The organism is Agromyces solani (assembly GCF_058349925.1).
Genome location: NZ_JBYRER010000006.1, coordinates 1 through 19,843, shown reverse-complemented (window position 1 = coordinate 19,843; position 19,843 = coordinate 1). Strand labels below are relative to the sequence as shown.

18 protein-coding genes are annotated in these 19,843 nt (G+C 71.8%); 10 read left to right on the top strand and 8 right to left on the bottom strand.

Going from position 1 to position 19,843, the window contains the following annotated elements; translation table 11 throughout:
- Nucleotides 1-150: 150 nt before the first annotated feature.
- Nucleotides 151-858, bottom strand: coding sequence for a YceI family protein (locus tag AC3RJ7_RS18770; protein ID WP_491457385.1), 708 nt, complete (start codon nucleotides 856-858; stop codon nucleotides 151-153).
- A gap of 118 nt (nucleotides 859-976) precedes the next feature.
- Here AC3RJ7_RS18770 and AC3RJ7_RS18765 point away from each other — a divergent pair, with 118 nt between their 5' ends.
- Nucleotides 977-1,495, top strand: a complete 519-nt coding sequence (locus tag AC3RJ7_RS18765; protein ID WP_491457384.1) for a hypothetical protein — start codon at nucleotides 977-979, stop codon at nucleotides 1,493-1,495.
- A 3-nt stretch (nucleotides 1,496-1,498) separates the two neighbouring features.
- On the opposite strand, the gene AC3RJ7_RS18760 is transcribed toward AC3RJ7_RS18765, so the two are convergent.
- The 3 genes from AC3RJ7_RS18760 to AC3RJ7_RS18750 all read right to left on the bottom strand — a co-directional run bounded on the left by AC3RJ7_RS18760 (nucleotide 1,499) and on the right by AC3RJ7_RS18750 (nucleotide 5,040).
- On the bottom strand, nucleotides 1,499-2,542 hold the full coding sequence (locus AC3RJ7_RS18760) for an LLM class flavin-dependent oxidoreductase (RefSeq protein ID WP_491457383.1): 1,044 nt from the start codon (nucleotides 2,540-2,542) through the stop codon (nucleotides 1,499-1,501).
- 75 nt (nucleotides 2,543-2,617) lie between these two features.
- Entirely contained in the window at nucleotides 2,618-3,643 is a 1,026-nt protein-coding gene (locus AC3RJ7_RS18755) for an alpha/beta hydrolase family protein (protein ID WP_491457382.1), read from the bottom strand.
- The gene (locus AC3RJ7_RS18750) at nucleotides 3,640-5,040 is read right to left on the bottom strand and encodes a M28 family peptidase (RefSeq protein ID WP_491457381.1); all 1,401 of its coding nucleotides are present in this window, start codon (nucleotides 5,038-5,040) and stop codon (nucleotides 3,640-3,642) included. Before AC3RJ7_RS18750 ends, AC3RJ7_RS18755 begins: the two co-directional genes overlap by 4 nt.
- A gap of 108 nt (nucleotides 5,041-5,148) precedes the next feature.
- On the opposite strand from AC3RJ7_RS18750, the gene AC3RJ7_RS18745 reads away from it, so the two are divergent.
- A complete protein-coding gene (locus tag AC3RJ7_RS18745) occupies nucleotides 5,149-6,141 on the top strand; it encodes an Lrp/AsnC family transcriptional regulator (protein WP_491457380.1) in 993 nt (330 codons plus the stop codon).
- A 33-nt stretch (nucleotides 6,142-6,174) separates the two neighbouring features.
- On the opposite strand, the gene AC3RJ7_RS18740 is transcribed toward AC3RJ7_RS18745, so the two are convergent.
- Entirely contained in the window at nucleotides 6,175-7,512 is a 1,338-nt protein-coding gene (locus AC3RJ7_RS18740) for an MFS transporter (protein WP_491457379.1), read from the bottom strand.
- Nucleotides 7,513-7,787: 275 nt separating this feature from the next.
- Between AC3RJ7_RS18740 and AC3RJ7_RS18735 the strand changes: the two genes are divergently transcribed.
- Together AC3RJ7_RS18735 and AC3RJ7_RS18730 are read left to right on the top strand one after the other, a co-directional pair.
- A complete protein-coding gene (locus tag AC3RJ7_RS18735; RefSeq protein WP_491457387.1) occupies nucleotides 7,788-10,004 on the top strand; it encodes an ATP-dependent Clp protease ATP-binding subunit in 2,217 nt (738 codons plus the stop codon).
- Nucleotides 10,005-10,246: 242 nt separating this feature from the next.
- Nucleotides 10,247-10,711, top strand: coding sequence for an aromatic ring-opening dioxygenase LigA (locus AC3RJ7_RS18730; RefSeq protein ID WP_491457378.1), 465 nt, complete (start codon nucleotides 10,247-10,249; stop codon nucleotides 10,709-10,711).
- Nucleotides 10,712-10,751: 40 nt separating this feature from the next.
- On the opposite strand, the gene AC3RJ7_RS18725 is transcribed toward AC3RJ7_RS18730, so the two are convergent.
- Complete coding sequence (locus AC3RJ7_RS18725; protein WP_491457386.1) at nucleotides 10,752-12,044, bottom strand: MFS transporter; 1,293 nt, start codon at nucleotides 12,042-12,044, stop codon at nucleotides 10,752-10,754.
- A gap of 101 nt (nucleotides 12,045-12,145) precedes the next feature.
- On the opposite strand from AC3RJ7_RS18725, the gene AC3RJ7_RS18720 reads away from it, so the two are divergent.
- Genes AC3RJ7_RS18720 through AC3RJ7_RS18710 form a run of 3 tightly spaced genes read left to right on the top strand, consistent with a single transcriptional unit; the run spans nucleotide 12,146 to nucleotide 14,169 of the window.
- A complete protein-coding gene (locus tag AC3RJ7_RS18720; protein WP_491457377.1) occupies nucleotides 12,146-12,619 on the top strand; it encodes a heme-degrading domain-containing protein in 474 nt (157 codons plus the stop codon).
- Between the two features lie 51 nt (nucleotides 12,620-12,670).
- Nucleotides 12,671-13,720 carry a zinc-dependent alcohol dehydrogenase family protein gene (locus tag AC3RJ7_RS18715; RefSeq protein WP_491457376.1) on the top strand — a complete coding sequence of 350 codons (1,050 nt, stop codon included), beginning with the start codon at nucleotides 12,671-12,673 and terminating at the stop codon, nucleotides 13,718-13,720.
- Nucleotides 13,721-13,758: 38 nt separating this feature from the next.
- Nucleotides 13,759-14,169 carry a TIGR03667 family PPOX class F420-dependent oxidoreductase gene (locus tag AC3RJ7_RS18710; RefSeq protein WP_491457375.1) on the top strand — a complete coding sequence of 137 codons (411 nt, stop codon included), beginning with the start codon at nucleotides 13,759-13,761 and terminating at the stop codon, nucleotides 14,167-14,169.
- Nucleotides 14,170-14,175: 6 nt separating this feature from the next.
- Here the strand turns inward: AC3RJ7_RS18710 and AC3RJ7_RS18705 are convergent, their stop codons facing one another.
- Entirely contained in the window at nucleotides 14,176-14,682 is a 507-nt protein-coding gene (locus AC3RJ7_RS18705; RefSeq protein ID WP_491457374.1) for a MarR family winged helix-turn-helix transcriptional regulator, read from the bottom strand.
- Between the two features lie 142 nt (nucleotides 14,683-14,824).
- Between AC3RJ7_RS18705 and AC3RJ7_RS18700 the strand changes: the two genes are divergently transcribed.
- Nucleotides 14,825-16,216: an MFS transporter gene (locus tag AC3RJ7_RS18700; RefSeq protein ID WP_491457373.1), complete on the top strand. Its 1,392-nt coding sequence runs from the start codon at nucleotides 14,825-14,827 to the stop codon at nucleotides 16,214-16,216.
- Nucleotides 16,217-16,390: 174 nt separating this feature from the next.
- Here the strand turns inward: AC3RJ7_RS18700 and AC3RJ7_RS18695 are convergent, their stop codons facing one another.
- Nucleotides 16,391-16,984: a nitroreductase family protein gene (locus tag AC3RJ7_RS18695; RefSeq protein ID WP_491457372.1), complete on the bottom strand. Its 594-nt coding sequence runs from the start codon at nucleotides 16,982-16,984 to the stop codon at nucleotides 16,391-16,393.
- 186 nt (nucleotides 16,985-17,170) lie between these two features.
- Here AC3RJ7_RS18695 and AC3RJ7_RS18690 point away from each other — a divergent pair, with 186 nt between their 5' ends.
- Together AC3RJ7_RS18690 and AC3RJ7_RS18685 are read left to right on the top strand one after the other, a co-directional pair.
- Entirely contained in the window at nucleotides 17,171-18,898 is a 1,728-nt protein-coding gene (locus tag AC3RJ7_RS18690; RefSeq protein ID WP_491457371.1) for a S8 family peptidase, read from the top strand.
- A 120-nt stretch (nucleotides 18,899-19,018) separates the two neighbouring features.
- Nucleotides 19,019-19,567, top strand: coding sequence for a TetR/AcrR family transcriptional regulator (locus tag AC3RJ7_RS18685; RefSeq protein WP_491457370.1), 549 nt, complete (start codon nucleotides 19,019-19,021; stop codon nucleotides 19,565-19,567).
- Nucleotides 19,568-19,843 lie beyond the last annotated feature (276 nt).

Sequence of the window (19,843 nt, the reverse complement as noted above, 5' to 3'; positions counted from 1 at the left end):
CTAAGACTCGCAGCGCCGATGGTACTGCAGGGGGGACCCTGTGGGAGAGTAGGACACCGCCGGACATTCATTCGAGAAGAGCCGCCAGCAGAGATGCTGTGCGGCTCTTCTTGGTTTAACGGCCCTTCCGTTCGGGCCGGCACAGCGGGCTCAGGCCCGCTCGAGGACGAGCGAGAACTCGACGAAGCCGTCGGGCTCGACCGAGACGAAGCCGAAGTCGGGCGCTTCGACGCCGTAGTCGGCGAAGGTGATCGGAATGCTGCCGGCCACCTGGCCGGTAGCGCCGTCGAGCACGGCCTCGAGTTCCACCGTCACGGGCCGTGTCTGCCCGGCGAGGGTGAGCTCGCCCGTCGCGGTCACCTGCTGGACCTCGCCCACGGTAGGCGCCGCGGTGACGGTGATCGGCTCGGTGAGCACGAACGTGGCCGTCGGGAACTCGTCGGTTCGGAGGGCGGCCGACCGGAAGTAGTCGTCGCGATTCGCCGAGTCGGTCTCGATCGAGGCGACGTCGACGGTGAACTCGGCGTCCGCGAGGGTGAGCGCGTCGACCACGAGCGTGCCGTCGACCTCCGCCGTGCGGCCCGTCACGGTCACATCGGTGCCGTTCAGCACCTCGTCGACGCGATACCCCGCGAACGAGCCCTCGGCCACCGTCCACTCGCCGCTGAGATCTGCGGTCGAGCCCGAGGCATCCGCATCGCTCGCTTCGATGGGTGCCGTCGTCACGCGAGGCGCCGCGTCGGCGTCGCCGACGATGAGGTCGCGGTAGACGAGGGGGCCTGCGATCGCGGCGGTCGCGCCCAGGGCGAGGGCCCCGGCGGCGAGCGACGCGGTGATGATCTTCGTGCGCTTCTGCATGCGGCTCCTGCTCTGGAGCGGAGTGGTCGGACTTCGAGCCTCTCGCATGAACGTATGAGAACGCATTGAATCGCCCCGGAAGGTTCCAAGATGACCTCGGATGTCGCAGACTTGCGCCATGAGCGATGACGCCGCCCTCGCGGGCTTCGTGAGCGACGACCCGCACGTGCTCGGGCCGGGTCTCCTGCCGACGCCGTTCACTGCCGACGAGATCAGGGCGGGGAGCGGATCGGGCAAGACGATCCGGCTCGTGGTCGACCTGCCCGGCGGAGGCAGGTTCGAGCGGGTCAACCGGTTCAGCGAATGCGATGCCGAGGGTGCGACGCTCGAGCAGTGGCGGCTCGACGACGACGGCGAGGTCGACGGCCCGGTGACGAGCGAGCGCGTGACCTGGCGAGAACTGCAGGAGCATGCGGCATTCCCCGCCGACCACACTGAACGCACGACCGAGGTCGTCGAGACGCCCCTCGGCGAGCTCGAGTGCCTCCGCTATGCGAACCGTCACGGCGACGACGGCTCGTCGGTCGCGGTCTTCTGGTTCGCGCCCGGCTATCCGGGCATGCCGGTCCGGTACGAGGTGCCGACGCCGTCGGGTGTCGTGCGCACGACCGTGACCTCGGTCGAGGTCGTGCGCTGAGCCTCAACCTGCGGTCGTCGGCTCCCAGCCGAGGCTCGGGGCGACGTGCTCGGCGAACGCCGAGACCAGGCGCAGGTTGAACTCGACGCCGAGCTGGCTCGGGATCGTGAGCATGAGCGTGTCGGCCGACCGGACGGCGGCGTCGCGCTGCAGCTGCTCGACGAGCTGGTCCGGCGCGCCGGCGTAGGTCTTGCCGAAGGTCGATCGCAGCCCGTCGATGTAGCCGACGCCGTCGCCCTCCTGCCGGCCGCCGAAGTACAGCTCGTCCTCCGCCGTCGTGATCGGGAAGATCGACCGGCTCACCGAGGTGCGCGGCTCGCCCTGGTGGCCCGCCTCGCGCCACGCGGAGCGGAAGGCCTCGATCTGCTGCGCCTGCAGCTCGTCGAACGGAATGCCGCGATCCTCGGTGAGGAGCGTCGACGACATGAGGTTGACCCCCACCCGACCCGCCCACTCGGCGGAGTCCCGGTTGCCGGCGCCCCACCAGATGCGCGAGCGGAGCCCGGGCGAGTACGGCTCGATGCGCTGCAGGCCGCCGGTGCCCGTCACCGGGCCGGCGAACGGCGACGAACGGTCGGGCTCGGCGAGCCCCTCGCCCTCGATCGCCTGCAGGAACCGGGCGAAGTGGTCGCGGGCGATGTCGGCGCCGCGCGGATCCTCGGAGCCCGTGTAGCCGAACACCTCGTAACCGCGTACGACGGTTTCGGGTGACCCGCGGCTCACGCCGAGCGCGAGCCGGCCGCCCGAGATGAGGTCCACCGCCGCCGCGTCCTCGGCGAGATGAAGCGGGTTCTCGTAGCGCATGTCGACGACGCCCGTGCCCATCTCGATGCGCGAGGTGCGTGCGGCGATCGCCGCGAGCAACGTCATCGGCGACGCCTGCTGGCGTGCGAAGTGGTGCACCCGGAAGTAGACGCCGTTGACCCCGAGCTCGTCCATGCCCTGCGCGAGGTCGATCGCCTGCAGCATCGAGTCGGCCGCCGACAGCTCGCGGCCGCCGCCGAGCGGGCCGTAGTGTCCGAACGAGAGGGTTCCGAAGCGTCGCATGTCAGAGGCAACGCGCGCTGCAGACGGTGCATTCCGACGCATGGATGCCTCGTCGTCGGCCGCGCTCGGGCGCGGTCAGCGGGCGCGGCGGAATCGGGCCGCGATCCAGTCGGCGGCGAGCGACGGCGCGTGCCGCCCGTGCATGGTGCCCGAGTGGTGCGTCGGCCACCAGGCGCTCGTCAGTTCCACGCCGTCCGCCCGGTAGTGCCGCAGCAGCCGGGCGGACAGCGGGGCCGGCGCGACCTCGTCGAATCGGGCCGCGTCGATGCGCACCGGCGCACGGAACCCGGTCAGGTCGGCGACCTCGTTCGCGCGGAAGGCGGCCCGGAGGCGGTCGAACAGTTCACCGCCGTCGGGCCCGCCGATGCGGCCGGGCGCGATGCCGCCCCACGACCCGTCCGATGCCAGCTCGGTCAGGCAGAACCGGTCGAGGTCGTCCCAGTGCGCCGCCGCCCGCCGGCTGAGCCCGTCGGCGGCGATGAGCTCACGCATCCGCTCGTCGGTCGTCGCCGCCCCCCGCAGCATCAGTCCGATGAGTGCCGAGACGACGCCGGAGCCGGGGAAGCGGACGCCCATCCGCACGGCCGCGCCGATGCTCCGATCCATCCGCGTCACCGGTGCGAAGGCCGCGGTGCCGACGAGTCGCGATCGCGAGTCGGGCTCGTCGGTCGTCGAGGCGTGCAGCGCGGCCACCGCGCCCTCGGAGTGCCCGGCGACCACCCAGGCGTCGCCGAGCCGACCGTCGAACGAGCCGCGCGAGCGCATGATGCCGGTCATCGACGCCGCCAGCGACGAGCCGACGAGGTACGGGTGCGCCCCGGGGCCGCCGATGCCCTCGTAGTCGGGGCGCAGCACGGCGATCCCGCGGTCGAGGAGGGCGCCGCAGAGTGCGTCGCCCTGCGACATCCGTCGCCATTCCGGATGGGTCGGATCGCCCGCACTCGGTGCCGAGCGCGGCGAGCCGCCCGTGGTCATGTGCCCGTACACGACCACCGGGAACCCGTCGGCCGGCGGCGCGACGTCGGGCAGGTGCAGCAGCCCGGTCTGCTCGTGCTCGGTGCCGTCGACCCCGCGCGCCGGGAACGCGACCACCCGCGTCACCAGCGTCCCCGTGGGAGGAGCCGACGCAGTGCCGATGGCATCGTCCCGAGCCGACGGCCGTCGCGCCCGTCGGCGTCGTCCACGATCTCGGCGAAGAATCGGGCCACCGGCACGAGCTGGTCCCGGTCGATGCGGTCGATCGTGTCGGCGTCGTCGTAGAGGTAGAGCGGCCCCGAGATCAGGCTGACGGTGGGAACGCCCGAGACGAAGGTGAACGACGCGTCGGTGGGGATGCCGCCCGCGAAGAACTCGAGCGCGCCCGCCCCGAGCAGGCTCGTGCCGTGCAGCCCGCGGCGCTTGACCGCGCGGCCGATGCGCCAGGTGAATGCCGGATTCACGTTCACGAAGATGCCGCGCGGCTCGGTCTCGGCGGTCGAGGCGAAGCCGCCGTCGGCGCCCTCGACGGCGCGCAGGCCGATGTGCTCGATGGTCGTGTTGAGCACGATGTTCCACGGCGAGTCGCTCGACAGCACGTACCTCGCCGCGAACTCGCGATGCGCCTGGTACCCGGTGAAGTGCGTGTCGAAGGTGACGAAGAGCAGGGTCTTCTCGCGCGCAGCGCCGGCCTTCGACGCAGCGCCGTAGTGCTCGGCCAGGGCGATGACCTCGGCCGTGCCGGAGGCGTCCTCCACGGCGCCCGGCCCGACCGAGTCGTGATGGGACTGGATCATCACGGCGTCCGCGGTGCGCCCGGGCAGCACGCCGATGACCGTGCGCGAGACGGCCTCGCACCGAGCCGTCCCGAGCGCGAGACGGGCCCACCGCCCCGCGCGCAGCAGGGTGCGCAGCCGCGCGCCCTCCGCCCTCGTGACCCAGGCGCCCGGCAGGCGGAAGAGGGTGCGTCGGTAGTACTCGTTGTGGTAATTCCGCGAGTCGGGGTAGTCGCGCAGCACGCCGATCACGCCGACGGCGCCGGCGGCCGCCGCTTCGCGCATCGTGCGCGCGAGCGAGGTGACGTACGGGTTGCGGCTGCCGAGCACCTCGCGCCGGAACACCCGGCGTCCCGGGTCGTGCAGGTAGAGGGTCAGCGCCAAGGAGTGCGCGACGGTCATGTCGAAGGTCAGGTCGAAGAGCACGATCGCACCGCGCACGTCGTGGCGGCGCACACGGTCGGATCCGATGTCGACGACGCGCGCGTCGATGCGGTGCTCGGCCTCGCCGGTCCAATCGTGCGCCGGCAGGCCCGAGTGCAGGATCGGAGCGCATGCGAGCTCCTCGTCGCCGACGCGGATCGTGCACTCCGTGGCCCGCCAGGAGAACGACGGCACCTCGAGCACCTCGGTCGCAAGCCCCGCCGCGGTGAAGCGCCGCTCGACATAGGCGGCCGCGGCCTCGCCGCCCGGTGAGCCGGTGGCGCGCGGCGCCATCGCGACGAGATCCTCGATGGTCGCCAACATCGAAGCTTCGGTCAAATGCATGCTCGAAGGATAAGGAGACCACCGACGTGCGGCCACCGGTGAGCCGAAACCTTCATCGCCACCGACGATACGCATAGGATCCGTCACATGGATGCCTCCGATGACGACGGCCTCGAGCCGCTCGGCGAACTCGACCTCGCGATCGTGCACGCCCTGCAGATCGATGCCAGGGCGCCGTGGACCCGCATCGCCGCGGCAGTCGGCGCCGACTCGGCGACGGTGGTCCGCCACTGGCAGGCCCTGCGCGACGAATCGAGGGCCTGGCTCACCGCGTGGCCGACACCGGAGCGATGGTCGTCGACCACCGACGTCGCCGTGGTGCTGCTCGACCGGCGCACGGGCGGAACCGGGGTGGAGGAGATCGTCGCCCGGCCGTGGGCGCTCAGCGTCGACGAGACCTCGGCCGGTTGGCTCGTGCTCGTCGCCGGGACCGGCGGCCTTCCCGTGCTGGGCGAACGCGTGCGCGAGATGGACGCCCTCGGCGAGCGGGTACGACGGATGGACGTCGCCGCCGCGATCACCGCGGAGGACTCGACCTGGCGGCTGCGAGTGCTCTCGCGCCGGCAGCGGCAGGCGCTCGCGGCTCCGAGGCCCAGCGGCGATCTCCGCCCGCCCCGGGCCGACGTCGTCGCCGAACTCGCCGAAGCCCTCGACGACGACCCGCGGCTGCCGGCCGCCGCGCTCGCCGGGGTCCTCGGCGTCTCGGAGGCCACGGCCCGCCGGACCGTCGATCGGGCCGTCGCATCGGGCCTCCTCCGGCTCGGCTGCGACCTCGCGATGCCCGCGGCGGGGTATCGGCGCGGGGCGGTGCTGTGGGCCCGCGCGAGCGACGGCGAGGCGGCGGCGACCCGTGCCGCACAGCTTCCCGAGGCGCACCGCGTCGGCGTGGTCGTCGGGCGTGCCCCGGTGTTCGTCTGCGTGCGCGCCCGGTCGCTCACCGAGTTGCAGCGGATCGAGGCGTCGTGGGGCGGCGACGTCGAGGTCGTCGATCGATGGACCGTGCTGCGCGAGGTGAAGCGCAACGGGCATGTCCTCGACGGGGCGGGGCGTTCGATCGCACGTGTGCCCGTACGGTGGTGAGGGTCCAGCCGGCGCGACGCGCCTCGGCGCGCGTCAGCGGATCCCGGCCGGGACGGTCGTGGCGGCCGCGCGCAGCCGGTCGTCGAGCCGGTAGCGCGAGAGCGGCAGGAGGCTGGTGACGCAGAGGGCCGCCGGGATCACCGAGACGCCGAGCACGATCGCCCACTGCGCGGCATCCGACTGCGCGACATCGCCGCCCGTGGCTGCGCGGTAACCGCCGAGCGTGAGCACGACGCCGAGCACGGCAGGCCCGAGCGCGTAGCCCAGCAGCTCGAAGCCGGACCACACCCCCGAGATCATCCCGATCCGGTTGGTGCCGTTCCGTCTCGCGTCGTCGGCCGCGAAGTCGGGCAGCATCGCGAGGGGGAAGAGCTGCGCACCGGCGTAGCCGATGCCGACGGCGCCCGAGGCGATCAGCAGCGGCGTCGCATCCCCCGTCCGTGCCGCGAGGAGGGCGACGAGCCCCGCCGACATCACGACCGTCGCGACGACGAAGCCGCGCTTCTTGCCGATCCGCCGCGCGAGCAGCGACCACGCAGGGGTCAGCACGAGGGCGGGCGCGACGAAGCAGACGAAGGCGAGGGTGGCGATGCCCGGGTCGTGCACGACGTGACGGGCCACGTAGACGACGCCGCCGAGCACCATCCCGATCCCGACGGCCTGCAGCACGTAGGCGGTGATGAGCGCGCGGGCGTCGCGGTCGCGCAGCACCACCGCGAGCTGTTCGAACAGGCGGCCCCCGGCCACCTCGTCGCGGGTGAGGGGCGTCCCTCGCGTGCCCCACCACACGCCGATCGTGCCGATGAGGATGAGGGCGGCCATCGCGCCGGCCATCAGGCGATAGCCCGCGACGCCGCCCACGAGCTCGACGAGCGCGGGAGCGGTCGCCCCCGAGACGAGGATCGCGAGCGTGAACACGATGACCCGCCAGGTGACGAGGCGGGTGCGCTCGGAGTAGTCGTCGGTGATCTCGGCCGACATCGCGAGATACGGCACCTGGAAGAACGCGTAGACCGTCGCGGTGGCGAGGAACAGCGTGAGCACCCAGATCGCGGCCGCCGCGGGCGGTGCGGTCGGGCCGAGGAACATCGCCGCGAAGGCGAGCGCGAGCAGGATGCCCGCGCGCAGCATGAACGGGCGACGGCGGTCGTGCGGATGCGTCGAGCGATCGCTGATCCGCCCCGCGACCGGGTTGAGGAAGAAGTCCCACGCCTTCGGGGCGAACACGATCATGCCGGCGACCGCCGCCTCGACCCCGAGGAGGTCGGTGAGGAACGGCATCAGGATGAGGCCGGGCACCGTGCCGTAGGTGCCGGAGGCGATGCCGCCGAGGGCGTAGCCCACTCGTGAGCGGCGGGGGAGGGCGGTCATGGAGGTGAGCGTAGGGCCGCTCGGGCCGACGCGCGGGCCATCTGCGGCGAAACCGTCATCGCGGGGGAGCGAAGCCAGGACATCCGTCGTGCGGGCGGGCGCGCCGCGCCGGTCCGTGCGCTCCCGCGCGGATTCGGAGGCTGGCCGGCCCGAGGCATCCGGTCTAGCGTGAGTCGCGGGGGAGATTCCGGTGCGGAATCCGGAATACCGACCCCCTTCGCGAAGTTGAGTTCAGTAGACTCAAGTTTTGAACGAAGGGACACTGAGTGGCAAACATGCAGGGCGCGCCGAACTCGCAGGAGGAGCAGAAGTCGGCGCTCGAACAGTTCGGCGTCAACCTGACCGACCTCGCGAAGGCCGGCAAGCTCGACCCGGTGATCGGCCGCGACGCCGAGATCCGGCGCGTGAGCCAGGTGCTGACCCGTCGTACCAAGAACAACCCCGTGCTCATCGGCGAGCCCGGCGTCGGCAAGACCGCCGTGGTCGAGGGGCTCGCCCAGCGCATCGTCGCGGGCGACGTCGCCGAGTCGCTGAAGGACAAGCAGCTCGTCTCGCTCGACATCTCCGCCCTCGTCGCGGGCGCCATGTACCGCGGCCAGTTCGAGGAGCGGCTGAAGGCCGTGCTCAAGGAGATCAACGAGGCCGAGGGCGGCATCATCACGTTCGTCGACGAACTGCACCTGCTCATGGGCGCGGGCGGCGGCGAGGGCTCGGTCGCGGCCTCCAACATGCTGAAGCCCATGCTCGCCCGCGGCGAGCTGCACCTCATCGGCGCGACGACGCTCGACGAGTACCGCGAGTACATCGAGAAGGATGCCGCGCTCGAGCGCCGATTCCAGCAGGTGTACGTCGGCGAGCCGTCGGTCGAGGACACGATCGCGATCCTGCGCGGGCTCAAGGGCCGTTACGAGGCCCACCACGGGGTCACCATCTCCGACGCCGCACTCGTGGCCGCGGCATCCCTCTCGAACCGGTACATCACGGCGCGGCAGCTGCCCGACAAGGCCATCGACCTCATCGACGAGGCCATGTCGCGACTCAAGATGGAGATCGACTCGTCGCCCGTCGAGATCGACCAGCTCAAGCGCCAGGTCGATCGCATGAAGCTCGAGGAGCTCGCCCTCAAGAAGGAGAAGGACGAGGCCTCGAAGGAGCGCCTCGCGAAGCTGCGCGAGACCCTCGTCGAGCACGAGCGCGAGCTCGCCGAGCTCGAGGCCCGCTGGGCGCGCGAGCGCCAGGGCCTCAACCGGGTCGGCGACCTCAAGAAGCAGCTCGACGAGGCGGTGACCCAGCGCGACCTCGCGCTGCGCGCCGGCGACTACCAGAAGGCGTCGCGGCTCGAGTACGAGACCATCAAGAACCTCCAGCGCGACCTCGAGGCGGCCGAGCAGGCCGACGCGGCGGGCAACGCCGGCGGCGAGCCCCGCATGGTCAACGAGCAGGTCACCGACGAGGACATCGCCGCGGTGATCTCGGCGTGGACGGGCATCCCCGTCGGCAAGCTCATGCAGGGCGAGACCGAGAAGCTGCTGCACCTCGAGCAGGAGCTCGGCAAGCGCCTCATCGGCCAGAAGCCGGCCGTCGCGGCGGTCGCCGACGCGGTGCGCCGCTCGCGCGCGGGCATCAACGACCCGAACCGGCCGACCGGCTCGTTCCTGTTCCTCGGGCCGACGGGCGTCGGCAAGACCGAGCTCGCGAAGGCGCTCGCCGAGTTCCTCTTCGACGACGAGCGCGCCATGGTGCGCATCGACATGTCGGAGTACGGCGAGAAGTTCTCCGTCTCGCGGCTCGTCGGCGCGCCTCCCGGGTACGTCGGCTACGACCAGGGCGGCCAGCTCACCGAGGCCGTGCGGCGGCGCCCCTACTCGGTCATCCTCTTCGACGAGGTCGAGAAGGCGCACCCCGAGGTGTTCGACGTGCTCCTTCAGGTGCTCGACGACGGTCGCCTGACCGACGGCCAGGGCCGCACGGTCGACTTCCGCAACACGATCCTGATCCTCACGTCGAACCTCGGCTCGCAGTACCTGATCGACCCGGCCCTCAGCTGGAGCGAGAAGGAGCAGGCCGTCATGCAGACCGTGCGACAGGCGTTCAAGCCCGAGTTCGTGAACCGCCTCGACGATCTCGTCGTCTTCTCGGCGCTCAGCGAGCAGGACCTCGCCGAGATCGTGAACCTCTACATCGACCGGCTGACCGCCCGCCTGCACGAGCGTCGGCTCGAGCTCGGGGTCACGCCCGACGCGCGGGCCTGGCTCGCCGAGCGCGGCTACGACCCGCTCTACGGCGCGCGTCCGCTGCGCCGGCTCATGCAGCGCGAGATCGACGACCGGCTCGCCAGGGCCCTGCTCGACGGCAGCGTGCGCGACGGCGACGCCGTGGTGGTCGGGCTCGCCGGCGACGGCGAGTCGCTCACGGTCACGCGCGCCGACGCGGTCCCCGGCCGCGCCGGCGGCGTCGACGAGGTCATCGACGCGGAGCTCCTCGACGAGTGACGCTCGGCACGAGGCATCCGTTCATGCCGGCGGATGCCTCGTGGGTGACCCGTTCGGCGTGCGGTGCCCGATCAGTCGCGTGCGAACCCGGGCCGCTCGACCTCGCAGGTCACCGGCTCGCCCGGCCCGCCGTCCCGCGCGACGAGCACCGACTCGTCGTCGGGCGGCGTCATGGCGAGGGTCTGTCGGCGGGACGGGGGAGTCGCTAGCCTTGGCCCCGAACGCGGTTCGAAGGGGGCGACGTGACCGAGCAGCTCGAGACGGGCGGAGTGGTGCTCAACCGCACGCAGGTGAACGTGGTGCGATTGACCGGGCTCGCGGGGATCATCGGGGGGATCCTGCTGATCGTCGTGGCGATCGTGGCATGGGTGGGCGTGTCCTCCCAGCTGCGGGCCGAGAACATCGTCATCCCGGATGACGCGCCGATCTTCGCGGGCGAGGTCGTCGACGGGCCGATCGACGCGTACGTGCAGGCCGGGGTCATCGACATGCACGCGCGCGCCATGGCCGACGGCATGACCTACTCGGAGCTCGACCAGGACGACCCGCTGCGCACCACCGTCATGAACGCGTCGTTCCTGCGCGCGTCGTTGTTCACGTCGGTGATCGCGTTCGGCATCGCGTTGTTCGCGGGCGGGGTCGGCGTGCTCTTCCTGCTGTTCGGGTGGTCGATCCGGTTGCTCGTCCCGCCGCTGCCGAAGTCGTAGGCCCGCCGCTCGCTCGCCGGCGTCGCCCTTCGCCGGGGTCTCAGCCCGCTGCGGGACCGGCCGGAGAGGGGCTCGGGTCGGAGGCCGGTTCGGGCGAGGGCTCGGCGACGCCGTTCGCCGACGCGGGGACGCGGCGCTCGAGCGTGAGCGCGAGCAGCATGATCAGCACGCAGCCCGCGACCATCGCCGCGATGTACCAGGCGCCCTGCCCGACGCCGAGCAGTACGCCCGCGACCACCGGCCCCGTGATCGCGCCGCCCTGGAACGCGGCCGAGTTGATCGCGTTGTAACGACCGCGGTTGCGGTCGTCGGCGAGGTCGTTGTAGATCGCCGGCACGGTCGGCTGGAGCATCGTCTCGCCGAAGGCGAAGATGCCCATGAACGCGAGCACGCCGATCGCCGCCGCGATCGAGTCGGGCAGGAGGCCCGTCGCGCCGAGCACGAGCCACGAGACCGCCCAGACCCCGGCCATGACCTGCATCACACGGGTGCGGCGGTGCCCCGCGATGAGCTTGAGCACGGTGAACTGGAGCAGCACGATGACGGCCGTGTTGACGGCGAACGAGAAGCCGACGATCTGCGTCGACACCTCGGACACCTGCCGCGCGTAGGCGGGGAAGCCGGCCTCCATCTGGCCGTAGCCGATGAAGACCGAGATGAAGGTGACGAGCGTCAGCCACAGCACCGCGGGGCGCTTCAGGGCCTCGCGGTAGCCGCCCACGGGCTCGGCGTGCTCGTCGGGCTCGCCGTGCGTGCGGACGTGGCGCAGCGGACCGAGCAGCAGCGCCATCGGGATGAGGCTCGTCGCCGCGTCGACGAGGAAGATCGCGGTGAAGGTGTCGGGGTTGTCGACGTCGACGAAGAAGCCGCCGATGATGCCGCCCACGCCGATGCCGAGGTTGACGAGGGCGAAGTTGACGCCGAAGTACTGCTGGCGCAGGTCGCCCTCGACGACCGTCGCGATGAGCGCGTTGAACCCCGGCCACGAGACGCCGAAGTTGATGCCGATGAGCACGAGGGCGACCGCGGCCACCGCGGGCGTCGTCGCGAAGGCGAGCAGGGTGCAGCCCGCGATCATCGCGACGAGCCCCACGATGAGTACGATCTTGGCGCCGAAGCGGTCGATGAGCGTGCCGCCCGGCCCCGTGACGATGAGCCCGGTGATCGCGATGAGGCTCATGAGCGTGCCCGACACGCCGAGGTCGAACCCGCGCACCTCGTGCAGGTAGATGATCGTGAACGGCAGCGTGAGGCCGCGCCCGAGGGTCTGGATGGCGACGGTCGACAGCAGCCAACGCCCCTCGGTCGGCAGGGCGGCCCAGAACGATCTCATGCCGGTCACTCCGACATCTTGGCGGATGCCTCCGACATCGCACCAACCGTGCGATCTCACGGCCGGAGGTGCGGGCTCGGTCCGGCGGGTACGCTTCGTGCATGAGCGCACTGCTCGGCCGCCTCGAGGCCGAAGACGACGAGTTGCGGTTCGCCGCGTTCACCCACGACGACGCCTGGGAGCTCGGCAGCCGGCTCCGCTCGGTCGCGGCCGAACGCGGGCTCGCGATCGCGATCGCGATCTGGTTCGGCCCGCAGCGGGTCTTCCACGCGGCGCTGCCCGGCGCGAGCGCCGACAACGACGGCTGGCTCGAGCGCAAGCACCGGGTCGTCGAACGGTACGGCAAGGCGTCGCTGCGCGTCGGCGAGGAGTTCCGCGCCAAGGGAGAGGACTTCGACGAGCACGCGCGACTCGACCCGCAGCAGTACGCGGCGCACGGCGGCGTCGTGCCGCTTCGGCTGGACTCGGGCGCCGTGATCGGTGCCGTCGGCGTCTCGGGCCTCCCCCAGCAGGACGACCACGACCTCGTCGTCGCGCAGCTGCGCGCACTGCTCGCCGAGCGGCGGGCCGGCTGAGCGAGCGTCGATCCGGCCGCACGGCCCCGAACCGGCAATAGGCTCGGAGGCATGCTCGCCACCGTCATCCACGCCGCCCGGGACATCCGCGTCGAGACCGTGCCCGACCCCGTCATCACGACCGGCGACGACGCGATCGTGAAGGTCGTCGCCGCCTGCGTCTGCGGCTCGGACCTGTGGCCGTACCGCGGCATCACGCCGACGCACGACCCGCGGCGCATCGGCCACGAGTTCGTCGGCGTCGTCGAGGCGATCGGCGACGACGTGACCGGCGTGCAGGTCGGCGACTTCGTCATCGCGCCCTTCTACATCTGCGACGGCACGTGCGCGAACTGCCGCAACGGCGTCTCGACCTCGTGCCTGCACGGCGGCTGGTGGGGCGGCGACGACCGCAAGGGCGCGTTCGCCGACGCCGGCCAGGGCGAGCGCGTCCGCGTACCGCTCGCCGACGGCACGCTCGTCGTCGTGCCCGGTCCCGTGGCCGACGAGCAGGTGCCCGGCCTCCTCTCCCTCTCCGACGTCATGGGCACGGGCCACCACGCCGCGGTCTCCGCCGGGGTCCGGCCCGGCGACTCGGTCGCCGTCGTCGGCGACGGCGCCGTCGGCCTCTGCGCGATCATCGCCGCGAAGCGGCTCGGCGCCGAGACGATCATCGCCATGAGCCGCCAACCCGAGCGCCAGGCGCTCGCCCGCCGGTTCGGTGCGACGCACGTCGTCGCCGAGCGCGGCGCGGAGGGCGTCGCGGCCGTGCGCGAGCTCACCGGGGGCATCGGCGCCGACCGGGTGCTCGAGTGCGTCGGCACGAAGGAGTCGATGGACCAGGCGATCCGCTCGGCGCGCCCCGGCGGCATGGTCGGCTACGTCGGCGTGCCGAACGGCGGCCCAGAGCTGCCCGTGCGCCAGCTCTTCAACACGAACGTCGGTGTGAACGGCGGCGTCGCGCCCGTGCGCGGCTACATCGAGGAGCTGCTGCCCGACGTGCTCTCGGGTGCGATCGAGCCGGGCCTCGTGTTCGACCTCGAACTGCCGCTCGCCGAGGTCGCGGACGCCTACGCCGCGATGGACGAGCGGCGCGCGATCAAGGTGCTGCTCCGGCCGTGACGGCGGGCGCGGCGAACGGAGAACCGGAGGAGACATCCATGCCGACCGAACTGAAGCTGAGCGACCGGGTCGTCGAGCGCCTCGCGACCGAGGAGACCATCTGGCTCACGACGGTGAACGCGCACGGCACGCCCGTGCCGACGCCCGTATGGTTCGTGTGGAACGACGGCGAGCTCATGCTGCTGTCGAAGCCCGACACCCCGAAGCTCGTGAACCTCGCGCGCAACCCGCGCACCGCGCTGCACTTCAACAGCGACGGCGTTGGCGACGACGTCGCGGTGTTCACGGGGGCGGCTCGCATCGGCGAGGCCGGCGACGCGCCCGAGTGGGCCGGCTACGCGGAGAAGTACGCGGACGCCATCGCGCGGCTCGACTACACGCCCGAACGCTTCATCGCGGAGTACTCGGTGCCGGTGCGGGTGACGGTCGAGCGCGTGCGCTCCTGGTAGCCCGCCCTACGCCTCGACGTCGTCGAGGCGGGCGATCACGACCTCGAGCAGCCGGGCGAGCTCGATGCGCTCGTCGTCGCTCAGGTCCTGCAGCACGTCGGTCTCGACGACGGACGAGCCGCGGATGGCGAGGCTGAACAGCTCCCACCCCTCGTCGGTGAGGCTCACGTAGGTGCGGGTGCGGTTCTCGGGGTCGGGCGTGCGCTCGACCAGACCGCGCTCGGCGAGCTTGTCGAGCCGGTGCGTCATCGACGAGGGCGCGACGTTCGTGAGGTCGGCGAGCTGGCTCGGCGTGAGGGGTTCGCCCGCCTTCGCGAGCGAGGTGACGACGGCCCACTCGCCGGCGGCGATGTCGAGGTCGGCGAGCTGGCGGACGTACCACTGGTCGAGCTTCTTCGTGAGGCTCTGCACCGCCGTGATCACCCGCTGCACCGACTCCTCGCCGCCCGCGGCGACGTAGGTCGCGACCGCGCGGCGGTGCAGCTCGGGGGCGCTCTGGGTTCGTCGGGGCATACGGGAATTCTCCCACGCATACTTCGGTTGCTAATATTTCGATATCGAATACTTCGCATTCGAAGGGTGAGGGATGCTTCGCCGCCGGCGTCGGCGCGAGGCATCCCTCTGCTCGTCGAGACCTCGGGAGGAGGACACCATCATGCGCGCACGACTGCTCATCCTGGCCAGTGCCATCGGTTCGCTCGGTTGGGGGGCGGTGCTGCCCTACCAGTACGCCTACGCGGCCGACACCCGCGGCTGGGGTGCCCTCGTCGCCGCCGGCGCGTCGTCGCTGTTCTCGATCGGCGCGCTCGTGGCGGCCCCGCTCGCGGGTCGCCTCGCCGACCGCTTCGACCCCGTGAAGGTCGCGGTCGTCGCGCAGCTCATCGGCGCCGTGGGCGTCGCGTCGCTCGTCTTCGCCGACCTGCCGGCGCTGTTCCTCGCCGGCATGCTCGTGTTCGGCCTCGGCCTCTCGGCGGCCGTGCCGGCCAAGCAGGTGCTCGCGCTGCAGTGGTCGTCGGGCGACGACCGGCGCAAGGTGTTCGCCTACAAGTTCACGGGCGAGTCCCTCGGCATGGCGGCCGGCGCCTTCCTCGCCGGGCTCGTCGTCGACCTCGACCGGACCGACGGCCTCGACGTCGGCTTCATGATGGCGGCCGGCGGCTTCGTGCTGTCGTCGGCGATCATCGCGCTCGCCGGGCGCGTGCGACGGGCCGGCGACCTCGCACTGCCCGGCGCCGACGCGGGCGGACTCGCCGGCCACATCTCGGCGCACACCGGCGCCTTCTCCGCGATCGAGGCGGCGACCGGCGCGATCGCCGTCGTCGACCTCGACGGCGACGGGCACCCCGACCGCGCGACGTCGCGCGGTGCGCTGCGCCGGATCTTCGCCGAGCCCGCCATGCGGTGGACGGCCGTCGTCACCGTGACGCTCGCGCTGGGCTTCTACGCGCAGTTCGAGTCGGGCCTGCCGGCCTACGGCATCACCGTGCTCGACGTCGACCCCGCCGCGATCGGCCTGGCCGCGGCGATCAACTGCCTCGTGATCGTCGCGCTGCAGGTGATCGTCGTGAAGCTCACCGCCAAGCGCAGCGCACCCGTGCTGCTCATGGCAGTCGGCTCGATCTGGGTCGTGTCGTGGCTCATTCTGTCGGCGGCGCAGTTCGCCCCCGGCATCGCCTCGGCGCTGTTCGTCATGACGTACGGCATCTTCGCCGTCGGCGAGACGATCTACAGCCCCGTGCTCAACCCGCTCACCGCGCAGCTCGCGCCCAAGGGCATGGTCGGGCAGACGCTCGGCACGATCGGCGCGATGCAGACCGCGTTCTCGGCCGCGGGTCCGCTCGTCGCGGGCGTCCTGCTCGGCGCCGGGCTCGCCGACGTCTTCCTCGGCATGCACCTCCTGGTGAGCCTCATCGCGGTGTTCGCGGCGTGGCGCATCAAGAAGGCGCTCGATCGCAAGGGCTCGCAGGAGCGGGCGATGCGGTCGGCGCCTGCCGGGTCGGACGGTCGGCATACGCCGACGGCGCCGGTCGACCTCGCGGGGGTCTGAGCGGCCCGGCCGCTGACGAGTCGCAGGAGCGAAAGCCGACCTCCGGCGCTGTTTCGGAGCAATTGGGCGAGATGCTCCTTCGACTCGTCGCCCCCACGCGGGGTCGGAGCGCGGACCGTGCAGCAGGATGCCTCGGGGCCTATCGGCCCCGAGGCATCCGTGCTGTTGCGGCGGTTACTCGCCGACCGTGACGAACTCGGCCAGCTCCATGCGCCGGCGCGGCGCGACCTCGCGCTCGCGGAGCACCTCGTTCAGCTGGTCGACGTCGCCGAGCGCGCCGATCGTGGTGATGGAGACGACCTCCTGGTTCTCGGGCAGGCCGAACGCGTCGTGGATCGCCGCCGCGTCGAAGCCGCCCATCTGGTGCGTGTGCAGGCCCTCGTGCTGCGCCTGCACCGTGAGGTGGGCGACGGCCTGGCCGAGGTCGTAGCGCGCCCAGGGGCGCTGACGGCCCTCGGCGTCGACCGTCTCGGCGATGTTCACGATGAGCACGGCGGCCGAGTCGGCCCACTCCTGGTTGAAGCCGGCCATCTTGTCGTGCAGGGTCGTGAACGCGGCGGTGCCGCGGCGGGCGACGATGAAGCGCCACGGCTGCGAGTTGTTCGCCGAGGGGGCCCAGCGGGCGGCCTCGAGGATCGTGCGCAGGGTCTCGGTCTCGACGACGGCCTCGGGGTCGAAGGCGCGGGGGCTCCAGCGCTCGACGAGCGGGTCGATGAGGGGGGCGGCCGTGTCGGCCTTGCGGGACGTGAGGTCGGTGACGAGGGTCATGCGAGTGGTTCCTGGTTCGTTCGATGAGCGGTGGTGCGGGTCGTCGTCGTCCCGATCGATTCGAACGCATGGAACTGCCCGGCTATTCCGCCGGCGTCGTCGAACAGTGCGTGAACCGACTACCGACCGGGCGCGCCCCTGTGCGAGCATGGCCGGGCAAGATCCGTCAATGAGGAAGGATGCTTCATGCTGAAGATGCGATCCATCGCAGCAGCTTCTGCGCTCGCGATCGGCCTGACCGCGCTCGCCGCCACACCTGCGGGAGCCGTCGGGGCCGACTCGGGCGCCGAGCACGAATACGTCGTGCTCTTCGCCGAGGGGGTGTCGAGCGCCGACGCGCTCGCCGCGGTCGAGTCCGTGGGCGGCACCGTCGTCTCGCAGAACGAGGCCATCGGCGTCGCCACCGTGCGCGCCGGTGCCGGCTTCGCCGCGGCCGCCGCCGACCAGTCGGCCATCGAGGGCACCGCCCAGAACCGCGTCATCGCGGACGTTCCGACCTCGGGCCACGCCGACGCGAAGAAGAGCGACGGCGTCGAGGACGAGGGCCGCGTCGCTCCCGGCAAGGCGAAGTCGCACACGCAGAGCTCGCCCGACGCCGAGCCGCTCGCCGACCTGCAGTGGGACATGCAGCAGATCGACGCGACGGTCGACGGCTCCTATGCCTGGCAGCAGGGTTCGCAGGGCGTCCGGGTCGGCATCATCGACACCGGCGTCGACGGCAGCCACCCCGACATCGCGCCGAACTTCGACGCCGAGCTCAGCCGCAATTTCACGGTCGACGTGCCCGTCGACGCGAACGGCGACCCGATCGACGGCGACTGCGCCGACGAGCCCGACGGTTCGTGCGAGGACGCGGCCGACGTCGACGAGAACGGCCACGGCACCCACGTCGCCTCGACGATCGGCTCGCCGATCAACGGACTCGGCATCGCGGGCGTCGCGCCGAACGTGTCGCTCGTGAACCTCCGTGCCGGCCAGGACTCGGGGTACTTCTTCCTGCAGCCCTCGGTCGACGCGCTCACCTACGCGGGCGACGCCGGCATCGACGTGGTCAACATGAGCTACTACGTCGACCCCTGGCTCTTCAACTGCTCGAGCCACCCGGCCGACTCGCCCGAGGACCAGGCCGAGCAGCGCACCATCGTCGAGGCGATGCAGCGTGCGCTCGACTACGCCCGCGGCCACGGCGTGACGCTCGTCGCGGCCGCCGGCAATGAGGCGATCGACTACACCAAGGTCGTCACCGACTCGGGCAGCCCCGACTTCGCGAGCGTGCCCGGCGAGGCCGCCTACGTGCGCGACCTGCTCGACCCCGAGTCGTGCATCTCGATGCCCGCAGAGGGGGACGGCGTGATCTCGGTCTCGAGCACGGGCATCTCCGAGCGCAAGGCGTACTACTCGAGCTACGGCAACGGGTACATCGACGTGGCCGCGCCCGGTGGCGACGTATACGACACCGCGACGAACACGCGCGACGTCACGAAGGGCATCCTCGCGGCGTACCCGGCGGCGCTCGCCGAGGCGGAGGGCGCGATCGACGAGAACGGCGACGTGGTTGTCGACTGGGCGGTCGAGAGCTGCGACGACGAGGGCACGTGCGCGTACTACCAGTACCTGCAGGGCACCTCGATGGCGTCGCCGCACGCGGCCGGCGTCGCGGCGCTCGTCGTGAGCGAGTACGGCGCGGCCGACCCGCTGCGGGGCGGCCTGTGGATGAACGCCAACGCGGTGGAGAAGAAGCTGCTGAAGTCGGCGGTCGACGAGGCCTGCCCGGTCCCGGCGGACTTCACGTACACGCGTCACACCCCGGCGGGCGCGACGCTCACCGCGACGCACACGTGCGAGAGTGCGAAGAAGACCAACGGCTTCTTCGGCGACGGCATCGTGAACGCGCTGCGGGCGGTCGGACACTAGGTCGCACGCACCACCTCGGGCGCGGCATCCGTTCACATCGAACGGGTGCCGCGCCCTCGTGCTGCCGGGCGCTCGCGCATCCGCGCGCCCCGTGCCGGCACGGGCTCGTACGATGGCGTGGTGATCACCGTCGATGGCCAGGCCGCCCGAGTCCTCACCGCGTACACCGACCTCGTCGTCGAGCGGGGCCTGCGGGGGGCGACCCTCGAGGCCGTCGCCGGGCGCGCCGGGCTCTCGAAGTCGGGCGCGCTGCACCACTTCTCGTCGGTGAGCGCGCTGCGCGCCGCCCTCTTCGGCGAGGTGCGGGCGCAGGCACGTCGCGACGCCGAGCAGATGCGCCTCGCGCCCGGGGGCGCGGTTCGCTTCTACCTCGTCTCGTCGCTCGATCGCGACAGCGAGCTCGAGCGGCTGATCGAGGCGGCCTATCGCATCGCGCAGACGGGCGACGAGGCGGCCGTCGAGGTGCTGCGCGAGTGCCGCGCCGACTGGCTCGGCGTCCTCGAGGCGGCCACGGGCGATGCGACGCTCGCGCGCCTGGTGCTCTTCGTCGGCGACGGGATCAACCACAACGCGCTGATGAATATCGAGGCGGGTGAACAGGTCGTCACGCCCGACGGGGTCGATGCGATCATCACGGCGCTCGAGGGCCTGCGCGCCGGCGACGCCTAGGCGCGTCCGCGGCGACCCCGCACCGGCGCCGTGCGCCGCTGTCGCCCGAGCACCTTCGCGCCGCCAGAACAGACCGACTAGTCGGTCGGTCGGGTACACTGTTCGAGCCCCACCCACCCTCGACGACGAGCAGGTACACGTTGACGAAGCAGACCGCAGTCCCAGCCTCCGCGACCGGCGCAACCGCCCCCTCCGGCGCACCCGCACCCGGCACCCCCACGAAGGGCCTCGCCATCGGCAAGCTCGGGCTCTGGGGCTCGACCGTGATCGGCATCG